Origin of the sequence: Staphylococcus sp. HMSC62D11 (assembly GCF_001839145.1) — a bacterium.
Taxonomy (GTDB): domain Bacteria; phylum Bacillota; class Bacilli; order Staphylococcales; family Staphylococcaceae; genus Staphylococcus; species Staphylococcus lugdunensis.
Window position 1 is genome coordinate 20,615 of record NZ_KV840205.1, and the last position, 12,395, is coordinate 33,009.

General features: G+C 32.0%; 12 protein-coding genes and 4 tRNA genes. 11 read left to right on the plus strand and 5 right to left on the minus strand.

All coding sequences use genetic code 11. The annotated features are described in order from the left end of the window. Nucleotides 1-144: 144 nt before the first annotated feature. Nucleotides 145-1,221 carry an amidohydrolase family protein gene (locus HMPREF3267_RS11450; protein WP_062077804.1) on the plus strand — a complete coding sequence of 359 codons (1,077 nt, stop codon included), beginning with the start codon at nt 145-147 and terminating at the stop codon, nt 1,219-1,221. A gap of 483 nt (nt 1,222-1,704) precedes the next feature. Here HMPREF3267_RS11450 and HMPREF3267_RS11460 read toward each other — a convergent pair whose 3' ends face one another. From HMPREF3267_RS11460 to HMPREF3267_RS11475, 4 genes are all read right to left on the minus strand, one after another. Next, nucleotides 1,705-2,673, minus strand: coding sequence for a peptidylprolyl isomerase PrsA (locus HMPREF3267_RS11460; protein WP_062077802.1), 969 nt, complete (start codon nt 2,671-2,673; stop codon nt 1,705-1,707). 319 nt (nt 2,674-2,992) lie between these two features. Further along, nucleotides 2,993-3,550 (minus strand): DUF3267 domain-containing protein, encoded by a 558-nt coding sequence (locus HMPREF3267_RS11465; RefSeq protein WP_002477987.1) that lies wholly within the window; start codon nt 3,548-3,550, stop codon nt 2,993-2,995. Between the two features lie 324 nt (nt 3,551-3,874). Continuing rightward, a complete protein-coding gene (locus HMPREF3267_RS11470) occupies nt 3,875-4,249 on the minus strand; it encodes a YtxH domain-containing protein (RefSeq protein WP_002458774.1) in 375 nt (124 codons plus the stop codon). Between the two features lie 72 nt (nt 4,250-4,321). Then, complete coding sequence (locus HMPREF3267_RS11475) at nt 4,322-4,744, minus strand: HIT family protein (protein WP_002492637.1); 423 nt, start codon at nt 4,742-4,744, stop codon at nt 4,322-4,324. A 131-nt stretch (nt 4,745-4,875) separates the two neighbouring features. Between HMPREF3267_RS11475 and HMPREF3267_RS11480 the strand changes: the two genes are divergently transcribed. Then, nucleotides 4,876-5,613, plus strand: a complete 738-nt coding sequence (locus HMPREF3267_RS11480) for an ABC transporter ATP-binding protein EcsA (RefSeq protein WP_002477990.1) — start codon at nt 4,876-4,878, stop codon at nt 5,611-5,613. Further along, nucleotides 5,610-6,836, plus strand: coding sequence for an ABC transporter permease EcsB (locus tag HMPREF3267_RS11485; RefSeq protein ID WP_062077800.1), 1,227 nt, complete (start codon nt 5,610-5,612; stop codon nt 6,834-6,836). Before HMPREF3267_RS11480 ends, HMPREF3267_RS11485 begins: the two co-directional genes overlap by 4 nt. Nucleotides 6,837-6,898: 62 nt before the next feature. Here HMPREF3267_RS11485 and HMPREF3267_RS11490 read toward each other — a convergent pair whose 3' ends face one another. Then, nucleotides 6,899-7,399, minus strand: a complete 501-nt coding sequence (locus HMPREF3267_RS11490; protein ID WP_002458778.1) for a hypothetical protein — start codon at nt 7,397-7,399, stop codon at nt 6,899-6,901. Nucleotides 7,400-7,606: 207 nt separating this feature from the next. On the opposite strand from HMPREF3267_RS11490, the gene hemE reads away from it, so the two are divergent. The 8 genes from hemE (at nt 7,607) to HMPREF3267_RS11530 (ending at nt 12,347) form a co-directional block, all read left to right on the plus strand. Next, nucleotides 7,607-8,641: a uroporphyrinogen decarboxylase gene (gene hemE / locus HMPREF3267_RS11495; RefSeq protein ID WP_062077798.1), complete on the plus strand. Its 1,035-nt coding sequence runs from the start codon at nt 7,607-7,609 to the stop codon at nt 8,639-8,641. A 27-nt stretch (nt 8,642-8,668) separates the two neighbouring features. Continuing rightward, a complete protein-coding gene (gene hemH / locus HMPREF3267_RS11500) occupies nt 8,669-9,592 on the plus strand; it encodes a ferrochelatase (protein ID WP_002492631.1) in 924 nt (307 codons plus the stop codon). Nucleotides 9,593-9,610: 18 nt separating this feature from the next. Further along, entirely contained in the window at nt 9,611-11,008 is a 1,398-nt protein-coding gene (gene hemY / locus HMPREF3267_RS11505) for a protoporphyrinogen oxidase (RefSeq protein WP_002492626.1), read from the plus strand. 92 nt (nt 11,009-11,100) lie between these two features. Further along, nucleotides 11,101-11,655, plus strand: a complete 555-nt coding sequence (locus HMPREF3267_RS11510; RefSeq protein WP_002458782.1) for an RBBP9/YdeN family alpha/beta hydrolase — start codon at nt 11,101-11,103, stop codon at nt 11,653-11,655. 349 nt (nt 11,656-12,004) lie between these two features. After that, nucleotides 12,005-12,078: transfer RNA gene (locus HMPREF3267_RS11515), tRNA-Met, on the plus strand. 16 nt (nt 12,079-12,094) lie between these two features. Beyond that, nucleotides 12,095-12,170: transfer RNA gene (locus HMPREF3267_RS11520), tRNA-Asp, on the plus strand. A 14-nt stretch (nt 12,171-12,184) separates the two neighbouring features. Beyond that, nucleotides 12,185-12,257, plus strand: a tRNA-Phe gene (locus HMPREF3267_RS11525). Nucleotides 12,258-12,271: 14 nt separating this feature from the next. After that, nucleotides 12,272-12,347, plus strand: a tRNA-His gene (locus tag HMPREF3267_RS11530). Nucleotides 12,348-12,395: the final 48 nt, after the last annotated feature.

The window sequence follows — 12,395 nt, forward strand, 5'->3', positions numbered from 1 at the left end:
TTATTTAAAAGGAAAATAGACAAAATATGACAAGACATTAATTTATATTTGTGCTATTTTAGGTTTGAAATAGCGCTATCTAAGAAATTCATCGCTGTGTTTTAATGATAAATTCATAAGATTTATAGAAAGAAGGAAATGTTTATGAATGAAAGTGAAAAAATAATTGATATTCATCATCATATTATTCCTCCACTGTATAAAAAGTCACTCAAGAAAATTGGTATAACAATGTCTGGTGGGTATCCAATAAAAGATTGGACTCCTCAGGATAGTTTTGACATGATGGATAAATTGCATATCGACATAGCTGTAACTTCAATTTCAGAGCCAGCAACTTTACCATTTTCAAGAAAACAAGCATCAAAGGTAGCACGTGCAGTTAATGAATATCAAGCAGAATTAAAACAACAATATCCAGATAAATTTAAGAGTTTTGCCCTGATTCCTTTGCCATTTGTTAAAGAGTCAATTAAAGAAATTAAATATGCATTAGATGTCTTAAAATTAGACGGTGTAGGCTTACTATCAAATTACAATGAATCCTTTTTAGGCGATGATTGTTTTGATGATGTAATGCGCGTAATCAATGATAGAAAGGGCATAGTATTTGTGCATCCGAGTTCATCACCTAAGCAATTTAAAAAGCCACAATATGTATTTGCCGATTTTCTTGAGGAATTTACATTTAATACCACTAGAGCGGCTACGAATTTGATTTTAAGTGGTACAGTGGAACGCTATTCAAATATTAAATTTATACTTGCCCATTCTGGAGGTACGCTGCCATATATTAATTGGCGTATTAGTGAAGCAGTAAACACCGAAAAATATATTATGGAAGCACCTGCACAACGTTTAAAATCCTTTATAACAAGTAGTAAAAAAGAAATTGTTAAATCGATTCTACAACATCCTATTCAATATGGACACTTGTTTAAAACATATAAGCATGCACTTTCTGGTTGGTCATCATTAACAAAACCAGCAAATTACTATATTGGTCAATTTTATTATGATACAGCATTATCAACTGGAGAATCGACTTTTGCTAGTTTAAAAGAAGTAACCGATATTTCTCATATTTTATTTGGTTCAGATGCACATTATGCACCGGATAGTTGGATTGCTAAAATGCAAAAAAACATTAGTGAATCTAACTATTTTTCAGAGCAAGATAAGGTGAATATCTTCAATGTAAATAGCTCTCGCATACTTTAAAAATAAGATTGTTTCGTATGATTTAATAAACCTCGCTAAAATATGATGATGAGTTCGCTTATGTATAAGAATAAAAATAAGATTTACGTATCTGCCAATGAGAATTTTAACTTAAATTCAGCAAGACATGACAAAAATGTTATTAAATCAAATATTAGTTTTAGACATGCTCGAAGTCAAACAAGCGTTAATATTTGTCCACATGGCATTAAATATAGGAAAATGGTAGCTTATTCAATTGGCAAAATCATTTCGTTTAAAGAAAAAAAGGGCGGAACAGAATTCATTTTGAATTCGTTGTTCCGCCTCGGCAAGGTTGACTAGAATTGAAAAAAGCTTAGTATAATCGTATTTTCAATCTAGTCAACTACTGCCAATATTTAGTTCATAGCTTGAAACATAATGATGTCCTGTACGCTTTATTAATGTAGTTAGAGAACTTTATCTCTCAACTTATTATTTTATATTTTAAGACATACCCAATTATTGTAATCCTGCAGCACTGCCGCCTGATTGAGCTTGTTGTTGTTGCTTGATTTTATCTGGATTTAAAATTTGATCCTCAACTACTTTTTTAAGATCTCGATCTTTATAATCAACTTTGTATTGATTTAGTAAATCTTTATAAGCATCTGTTAATAACTTAGGATTTTTTTGAACTTTTTGTTCTATCATTTTTTCTTTTATATTAGCTTTCTCACTATTGAAATCTGATTCCTTATCAGCTTTAATAATATGATAGCCATAATCAGTTTTGATAACTTTGGAAACTTTTCCTTCTTTTAAGTCAAATAATGCTTTTTCGAATTCATCAACCATTTGACCTTTAATAACATATCCTAGAGAACCATCTTTTTTGGCACTTGAAGAATCCATTGATTCTTTTTTCGCAATTTCACCGAATTTACTTGGATCCTTTTCAACTTGCTTTTGAATTTCTTCAGCTTTTTCTTTTGCTTTTTTATCAGATAAGCCTTCTTTATCACTATCTTTAGATTTAACTTTTATTAAAATGTGAGATGCTTTTTTAGAATTGTCTTTTACATCTTTATCAGAAACTTTAATTTTATCTGCCAGTAATTGTTTTTGATAGGCAGCTAATTTTTTCTGTTGTTTATAATCGTCTAGTGACATTCCTTGTTGCTTTAATGTACTTTCAAATTGATCTTTACCACCATATTTTTTTTGTTCTTGTTTAATTTCATCGTCTATATCTTTTGTATCAACTTTATCTTTATATTTATCTTCTAATATTTTATTTAACATTATACTAAATGAAGTGTTAGCGATTTGTTCATTACCAATTTTTTTCATAACGTCAGCAACTTTGACGTCACCAGCTTTTGATGACATGAGGGTGTTGTCTTTTGAGTCTGCAGCATTTGAACCACAAGCACCAAGTAATAATGCACTTGCAGTAACTGGAATAATAATTCTATTCATAATCTTCATAGTCGAATTCTCCTTTGGTTAATATAACAAAGTTAATATAACACACTTTTTAAGCAGGACCAATTAACTTTGTGCCAGATAGGACCAAAGTACTAGGTGTATATTGACTACATTATTAATTTTTATGCGGTTATTAAAATGATGTAAGGGTGCGAAATATACTTTAGAATGATAGGTAAGCTCAATACAAAAAGAAGGAAGTATGATTTCTAGAAAAAAGCCAGTAAATGCGTTTTTGTAACTTCATTTACCGGCTTCTTTAGCGACTATACTTTGTATCATTGGTTATGCTAATTTATTTGATAGAATTTAAAGTATATTATTTAACATATTTATTAGTAGCTTTAGTTAAAATATTAATCCCAGACTGATGTTCTTCAATATAATTGCCATAATTTGAAAATAAAATGAGTTTTAAATATAAAAAATCAGTAATGGAATAACCAAAATTTAAAGCAATTAAAAAAACAAAATAGTGACCAAATTCAGGGTGACTCATAATTAATCGAATAAAAATACCAGTTATGATAATAAAAGGTAATAATAAATTTAAACAAAAATAATATTTATTAATGGGTTGACTAACATATATATTGAAAAAAGGTAACCATCTGGATTTAGAAAGTTGATGGATTTTAAATGATTTGTAGTACGATATAAAAAACAGTAAATGAATACATTTATGAATAGGGTATAATGCAATAACAGCACATAACAATATTGGAAAATAATGATCGGAAAGAGGCGTATTAGAGAAATAATACATAATTTCATAACAAATTAAAAACATGATAATGGTAGAGACAAAGCTTAAAAATGCAATTCTTGGTAATCCAAATCTTGAATGAATATCTATTTGTCTCTTACATAAAAACATTAGTCTGCCTCCTTTATCATATGTCATGTATTATCTATCTAAAGTTAGGCTTAGTCAAGTAGTAGTGTAGTGAAATGGAGTATAAATTAAATGACACTTAATTAGTGATTTAAATTCGAAATTCAGTTTGTAAATAATTGAAATAAAAAGGGAGCGGGACAGAATTCATAATGAATTCGTAGTCCCGCCCCGGCAAGGTTGACTAGGATTGAAAAAAGCTGGTATTTAGCGTATTTTCAATCCAGTCAACTACTGCCAATATAGAACTCAGAGCCTAAAATATAATTATGTTCCAAACGCGTATAAATTAAACATAACTATTTATTAATTTTTATCACTTGATAATTCTTCGCTTATTTGTTGACCGCGATTTTGTAAATTTTCAATATGCGATTGTAACTGTTCAATATTTGGATTAATATCTGCTTTAAAGTTACCAATTAAAGATTTAATTTCATCACCAATTGAAGAAGCATAAGCAGTGCTTTCATTTTTTATTTGCTTCGTATAGTCTATCACATTGTAGACATTATGCTTTAAATTTTCAATTTCACGTTCCAACTCTGAATTTGTACCTGTAGGCTCTTTCGCATCAATCGTTGCATTTTTTACGCTTTGATTGTCACGGTTGAGAAATGTAACAGCTACGCCGGCAGCTATTCCAACACCTAGGCCAAATATTATACGTGTTGCTTTCATAAAATATGTCTCCTCGCTTTTTAATGAATTACTTAGTTTATACCCTGGAAGTCCGTGATGTATGCACTAACGTTAAAATTGAGACTGAATTTGCTTTGCAATATCTTCTTTAGCACGATCATCGATGAGGTCTTCATGAGTTTCCCAATGATAGCCGAAGCCATCGACATCATCTTTATATCTTGGTAATAGGTGGAAATGCAGATGAAAGACAGATTGGTCAGCAAACGCTCCATTATTTTGAATGATATTTAAACCATCAGGATTAAAAGCTTTCTTGATAGCATTTGCTACTTTAGGTAAGGCAACACCAATATGTTGCATTGTTTCAGCATCAGTTTCAAAAATATTAGCAGAAGCCTTTTTAGGAATGAGTAGCGTATGTCCCTTAGTTACTTGTGAAATATCTAAAAATGCATATACATAGTCATCTTCATAAACTTTATAGCTCGGAATATCTCCAGATAAAATTTTACTAAAAATTGTTTCTGACATTAAAATCCACTCCTTTAGTCGTACATTTGTTAATATTATATCATTCCTATCAAAATTTTTCGTCTTTAACATAGTTGTAATTTTAGGCTAGAATGATGATTTTTGGTACAATAGTTGCGTGGAGGTGCGATATGACAGTTAAAGTAGAGCATTTAACAGGTGGTTATGGAAAACGGCCTGTCATTTCAGATATAACTTTTGAATTGCAAAAAGGAGAAATTGTAGGTTTAATTGGCTTAAATGGTGCTGGTAAAAGTACTACGATTAAACACATGCTTGGCTTACTAACACCAATGCAAGGCGCATTATCAATTTCAAATACAAATATAAATGATGATATTGAATCATATAGACAAAAATTATCCTATATTCCTGAATCGCCCATTATTTATGAGGAATTAACTTTAAAAGAACATATTGAAATGACTGCAATGGCTTATGGCATATCGAATGAAGAAGCAATGAGACGTGCAGAACCATTATTAAAGTCATTCCGTCTTGAAAAAGAGTTAGACATTTTCCCTAGTCATTTTTCTAAAGGTATGAAGCAAAAAGTTATGATAATATGCGCTTTTATTGTTGATCCAGAATTATATATTATTGATGAACCATTTTTAGGTTTGGATCCTTTAGGTATTCAGTCTATGCTTGATTTGATGGTAGAAAAGAAAAAAGAAAATCGTACCGTGTTAATGAGTACGCATATATTAGCAACAGCAGAACGATATTGTGATCGATTTATTATTTTAGATAAAGGCAAAATTGTTGCGTTTGGTAATTTAGATGAATTGCGAGAACAAACAGGTCTTCATCATCAAACATTAGATGAGATTTATATCCATGTTACTCAAGGTGGCCAATTAGAATGACCATAAAACCTGAAGTCGCTTTATTTAAACAGAGAAAAATCGCAATTCGCAAGGAAAAAAACTATTATAATAAATTTATATTCAATGGTCACTTTTCAGTTTTTCTATTAATTCTTTTAGGTGCTTTTATCATGGGGTATGGACAATGGTTACGCCATATACCACAACACATAGATTATGCACTGATTACAAGCTTTATTGTTGCTATCACTTCTATTTTTCCAATTCGTACACTATTGAAACAAGCGGATGAATTATTTTTATTACCATTTGAACAGCACATGAAAACATATGTGCGTCTAAGTTTAAATTACAGTTTCTATAATCGTATAGCGTTGCAGTTAATCATTCTAGTGGTACTTTATCCATTATTTTCTAAATTACCACATTTTTCTATTTTAAATTATTTGATTTTTGTAGGAATGGTCTTTTTACATTCTTACTTAGGATTATATATACGCTGGCAATGGTACTTAGGTCAAAAATCATCTTGGACGATTAACACTCTTTTAGTCATAATTAATATTTTAGGCTATGAACTTGTGTTAGGATTAAATAATTATTTAGGGTTACTTCTTACTCTTTTAATAGTAGTTAGCTATATAGTTTTGAAAAAGCAAAATGCGGTATCTTTATTCCCTTGGGAGAGAATGATTCGTATTGAGCAACGTCATCATACTAATTATTATAAATTTGTTAATATGTTTACTGACGTTAAACATTTAAAAGAGACTGCCGTGCGTCGTAGATATCTTGATCCATTGTTGGTTACACCAAAAGCTACACGTTTCAATGCTAAAAATATGTATTTATTTCTATTTACACGGAGTTTTGTTAGAGGAAAAGATGCATTTAATATTATTTTACGATTAATTATTATCGCATTAATCTTAATGATATGGTTAGCGAATCCTTTTGTTACCATTGTCATCGGTTGCTTATTTATGTATATTACGTTGTTACAAATGTCTCAATTTTATACGCAACAAGCATATGGTTTATGGCCACAAGTATGGCCAGTACCCGATACATTTGTAATCCGAGGATATGAACAGTTTCTTTATCGGTTAATGTTGGTGATTGGTTTGATCTTTTCAATCACCTTTGTGTATCTTTATCTGCAGTTTTTCTTCGGTATCATTGTCTTTTTCCTTGTAGGTTGGCTAACAATACGTAGCACTATTAAAAAATTAAAATACCAAGAAACATTATTAAGAGATTGAAAAAAAGCATTACTAAGTACATGGATAAACGTGATACTTAGCAATGCTTTTTTAATATTTTATTAATCTTTAACTGGATATAAATAACGCTCAAAGTAGCTAGAATGTTGACTACTTGCACCAAAAAATTGGCTTAATGCTGATTTAGAAAAATGTTGTTGAAACAATTCTGATGTTTTAAAATCTTCATACGATTGTCTATCGGCAAAACCAAAGTAAATTTTATAAGTAGTGCCTTCAACTGGCTTTAAAAAGCGATAACTTTTAAATCCTCCAAAAGATGAAAAATCTAATGTTAATTGAGCGAGTTTTTTCTCTAATTGATAAGCATAGTTTTCTGCAGTAGGTATAAAAATAGCAGAATAAAAATGGTTACTATTTAATTCATTATATGCTGTTATTGTCTCATACGTTGTTGGATGTTTTAAAATAGAAGGATTAGAAGACTCTTCGATAATAACTGAATTATCAGCAGTAGAGAATACAAATAATTGACGGTCTTCATTGTTAATTCTGATTTGATTTAGAAAGCCATATGTGCCATAAGTTGTATATATTTTCATGGTCAAAACCTCCTTATTGCCTTTATTATAAGCGTTTTGAGTGTAGATTGCTAGATGAATGAATGTATATACGTTACGTTCAATATTTATAGTGTATGTTAAAAATTGTGCTTTGTCATTTTTATGACATTTAAGCTCAAAAATATGGTAACAAACGACAATATGGTATTATTGAAAAGAATGATTTAAGTATAGGGGGACGTTTAGGTGCATAATAAAAATAATGCAATACTTAATACAATTAAGGGTGAAAAAGCAACACACACACCTGTATGGTTTATGCGCCAAGCTGGTCGTTCTCAACCAGAATATCGCAAATTAAAGGAAAAATATTCATTGTTTGAAATTACACATCAACCAGAACTATGTGCTTATGTTACACATTTACCAGTAGATAATTATCAAACAGATGCAGCTATATTATATAAAGATATCATGACACCGTTAAAGCCTATAGGTGTAGATGTTGAAATTAAGTCAGGTATAGGGCCGGTTATTCATAATCCGATCCAATCGGTTAATGATGTAGACAAATTAACACAGATTGATCCTAAAAGAGATGTTCCATATGTTCTTGATACAATTAAGTTGTTAACTCAAGAAAAATTAAATGTGCCACTGATAGGATTTACTGGGGCACCGTTCACGCTAGCTTCTTATATGATTGAAGGTGGGCCCTCAAAAAATTACACATTTACGAAAGCTATGATGTATCGAGATGAAGCAACTTGGTTTGCGCTAATGAATCATCTTGTATCTATTTCTATAGATTACGTTGTTGCGCAAGTTGAAGCAGGCGCTGAATTGATTCAAATTTTCGATTCATGGGTTGGGGCATTAAATGTACAGGATTATAAATACTACATCAAACCAGCAATGCAGAAATTAATATCTGGAATTAAAGAGAAACATGATGTGCCCATTATACTTTTCGGAGTAGGTGCGAGCCATTTGATTGACGAATGGAATGACTTGCCGATTGATGTTTTAGGTTTAGATTGGAGAATATCTATTATACAAGCTCAGAGCATGGGTATAAGTAAAACATTACAAGGTAATTTAGATCCAGCATTATTATTAGCTCCATGGCCTGTGATTGAAGAAAGACTTAAAAATATTTTGGATCAAGGATTGATGTATGGTAAGCATATTTTCAATTTAGGTCATGGTGTATTTCCAGAAGTAAGCCCGGATACATTAAAACGCGTTAGTCAATTTGTTCATGACTACACAAAAAGATAAATATATTCAACAAAGGTAGGTATTAAAATGTCTAAAAAAGTAGGTCTATTGGTAATGGCTTATGGTACACCTAATGATGAAAGTGAAATTGAAGATTATTACACTGATATTCGCCATGGTAAACGCCCAAGTGATGCTGAACTTCAGGATTTAAAAGATAGATATGAATTTATAGGTGGCTTATCACCATTAGCAAAAACAACCAATAAACAAGCTGAAGCAATTAAAGAAGCATTAAATCTGGCATATCAAAATGTTGACTTTGAAGTCTATCTTGGATTAAAACATATATCACCATATATTGAAGAGGCTGTTGAACAAATGCATCAAGATGGGATAACTGAAGCGGTAACAGTCGTATTGGCGCCTCATTATTCTAGTTTTTCAGTAGGATCATATAATCAAAGAGCAAAAGAAGAAGCTGATAAATTTAATATTCAATTACATCACGTAGAACATTATTATCAGCAACCTAAATTTTTACAGTATTGGACTGAAAAAATTAATGAAACTTTAGCCAATATTCCAGAAAGCGAACATGATGATACTGTGCTTGTAGTATCTGCGCATAGTTTACCTAAAGGACTGATTGAGCGCAATAATGATCCTTATCCTCAAGAATTAACTGATACGATGAATCAATTACAAACACAATCTGCTATTCAACATGTGGCACAAGGGTGGCAATCAGAAGGGAACACGGGTACACCTTGGCTTGGACCAGATGTGCAAGACTTAACACGGGAATTATATGAAGCACATCACTATAAACATTTTATTTACGCACCAGTTGGTTTTGTTTGTGAACATTTAGAAGTTTTATACGATAATGATTACGAATGTAAAGTTGTATGTGATGACATTGGTGCAACATATCATCGTCCGGTAATGCCGAACGTGGATCCATTATTTATTGGTGCCATTGTTGATGAAATTAAATCAATATTTTAAAAGGAAGCGTGAAATGCAGTGAGCAAAAAAATTGCGATAGTTGGAGCGGGAATTACTGGATTATCAAGTGCATATTATTTAAATAAGCAAGACGCCGATTTAGATATCACTGTTTTTGAAGCAGCAAATCGTCCTGGGGGGAAAATTCAAACCTATCGTCAAGATGGTTATACGATTGAGCTGGGTCCTGAATCATATTTAGGACGCAAAACAATAATGACAGATATCGCACATGAAATCGGGCTTGGACAAGACTTAATTACTAACAGAACGGGGAAGTCTTATATTTTTGCCAAGAATAAGTTATACCCAATTCCTGGTGGGGCAATTATGGGGATTCCAACAGATATAAAACCATTTATTAAGACAAAATTAATCTCTCCGTTGGGCAAACTACGTGCAGGTTTAGATTTATTTAAAAAACCAATCATCATGCCAAATAACGATATTTCAGTCGGCCAGTTTTTTAGACAGCGTTTAGGAGATGAAGTACTTGAACATCTTATTGAACCATTAATTGGCGGAATTTATGGTACAGATATAGATCGATTAAGTCTAATGAGTACATTTCCTGAATTTAAAGAGCGGGAAGAACAATATGGCAGTTTAATTAAAGGTATGAAATATGAAAAAGAGCAACGTATCAAGAAAAGAGAATTATATCCTGGATCGCCCAAAGGACAATTTAAACAATTTAGACATGGTTTGAGTTCGTTTATTGAAGCATTGGCTGATTTTATTAAACAAAAAGGCGTAAAAATTGAATACCATACACCTATTAAAGATATTTTAGTGTCACAAAAAAGTTATCAACTTATTACAGAAGAAAATAAAGTTGATTTTGATGCAATTATTGTGACTACACCTCATCAGACCTTCATGAACTGGTTTAGTCATGATCCGGCATTTGATTACTTTAAGCATATGGATGCTACATCAGTAGCTACAATTGTCATGGCCTTTGATGAGTCCAATATTGAAAATACCTATGATGGAACTGGATTTGTAATAGCTAGAACCAGTGACACGCACATTACGGCTTGTACATGGACCTCAAAAAAATGGCCTTTCACTACGCCAGAAGGCAAAGTGTTAATACGTGCTTACATTGGAAAACCTGGTGATACAGTAGTAGCTGACCATACCGATGATGAGTTAGTGTCAATGGCACGGAAAGATTTGACAAAAATGATGACATTTAAAGGAGAACCAGATTTTACAATTGTTAATCGTTTAGAAAAAAGTATGCCACAGTACCATGTTGGACATATAAAAAATATTCATGAAATTCAATCGCATATTAAACGAACATACCCGAGATTGCGTATTACCGGTGCACCATTTGAAGCAGTAGGACTTCCAGACTGCATATCACAAGCGAAAAAAGCTGCTGATGAAATATATCATGAATTATAAACAAATCTCAACCACTTATAAGAGTAGATCGTGCCCTTTGAGTGGTTTTGATTTACAATAAACCTAATTAATATGAAAGAAGGGGAAATGTTATGACAGATGTTATTATCATCCATTCAATTCATGGAAATGCAAAAAATCATTGGTATGAATGGTTAAAACATAACTTAACTTTAGAAGGTTATTATGTTCAATTGTTTAATTTACATTCATCTGACAATACGAATATTAATAATTGGCTAACTGAAATGAATGCCCAGTTAGAAGTTAGACAAAAAGATACATACTTTGTCACACATGGATTCGGTTCAATCGCTGCATTAAAATATATAGAGCAGCTTGATCAACAAATAGAAGGTTTCTTTAGTATTTCCGGATTTAAAGAAGATGCGCAAGACATTGATGAAAATATCAATTTAGAAGGTATTCATATTGATTACGAAAATGTAAAGTCAAAAGTAGATCACTTTTATGGCTTGACGTCTAAGGATGACAGATATGTTTCATATCAAGAAACAAAAAAACTTATGGATACATTAGGAGGCCATTTAAAAATTGTAGAACACGGTGGTCACTTTTTAGAAGAAGAGGGCTTTACTACATTTACAGCACTTCAAAACAAAATGCAAGGGTATATGACACGATAAATTGTCATAATGTTGGAAGAAGTGACTGTTTTGGTAATGATAAACTAAACGCTTTCTCACGAACTTAATTATACAGTTAGAAAAGTCACTTAGTATCAAAAGTTTCCCTTTTCTAACTGTGGTTTGTTTTTACACAAATTACTTCTGTTAATATATTGACTATTTTTAGGCTACTGTATATACTGATTAAGTACTTGAGAAAAACAGACTATTTTCTCAGTATGTCAAATCATTTTTAACCCTTAATAAAGTAAATGTAAAAAATTTGCTAAAATTGATATTGACATCTACTAAGTGAAAATGATACGATATTTAAGTGGTCAAATTAGAGAAATTAATTTTTTATTGCCGCGGGATGGAGCAGTTCGGTAGCTCGTCGGGCTCATAACCCGAAGGTCGGTGGTTCAAATCCGCCTCCCGCAATACATAGCATTTAGTAGGTCTCGTAGTGTAGCGGTTAACACGCCTGCCTGTCACGCAGGAGATCGCGGGTTCGATTCCCGTCGAGACCGCCATTACTTATTATCATGGTTCAGTAGCTCAGTTGGTAGAGCAATGGATTGAAGCTCCATGTGTCGGCAGTTCGACTCTGTCCTGAACCATTCGCTATTTTTTGGCGGTTGTGGCGAAGTGGTTAACGCATCGGATTGTGGTTCCGACATTCGAGGGTTCGATTCCCTTCAACCGCCCCATAATCGTAATGATTTGCGGGTGTAGTTTAATGGCAAAACCTCAGCCTT

Excerpts from the sequence above, each read along its gene's own strand:
- HMPREF3267_RS11490 (WP_002458778.1), bottom strand. The coding sequence starts at position 7,399 with ATGAAAATATATACAACTTATGGCACATATGGCTTTCTAAATCAAATC.
- HMPREF3267_RS11510 (WP_002458782.1), top strand. The coding sequence starts at position 11,101 with ATGACAGATGTTATTATCATCCATTCAATTCATGGAAATGCAAAAAAT.
- HMPREF3267_RS11485 (WP_062077800.1), top strand. The coding sequence starts at position 5,610 with ATGACCATAAAACCTGAAGTCGCTTTATTTAAACAGAGAAAAATCGCA.
- HMPREF3267_RS11480 (WP_002477990.1), top strand. The coding sequence starts at position 4,876 with ATGACAGTTAAAGTAGAGCATTTAACAGGTGGTTATGGAAAACGGCCT.
- HMPREF3267_RS11470 (WP_002458774.1), bottom strand. The coding sequence starts at position 4,249 with ATGAAAGCAACACGTATAATATTTGGCCTAGGTGTTGGAATAGCTGCC.
- hemH (WP_002492631.1), top strand. The coding sequence starts at position 8,669 with ATGTCTAAAAAAGTAGGTCTATTGGTAATGGCTTATGGTACACCTAAT.
- HMPREF3267_RS11465 (WP_002477987.1), bottom strand. The coding sequence starts at position 3,550 with ATGTTTTTATGTAAGAGACAAATAGATATTCATTCAAGATTTGGATTA.
- HMPREF3267_RS11450 (WP_062077804.1), top strand. The coding sequence starts at position 145 with ATGAATGAAAGTGAAAAAATAATTGATATTCATCATCATATTATTCCT.
- HMPREF3267_RS11460 (WP_062077802.1), bottom strand. The coding sequence starts at position 2,673 with ATGAAGATTATGAATAGAATTATTATTCCAGTTACTGCAAGTGCATTA.
- HMPREF3267_RS11475 (WP_002492637.1), bottom strand. The coding sequence starts at position 4,744 with ATGTCAGAAACAATTTTTAGTAAAATTTTATCTGGAGATATTCCGAGC.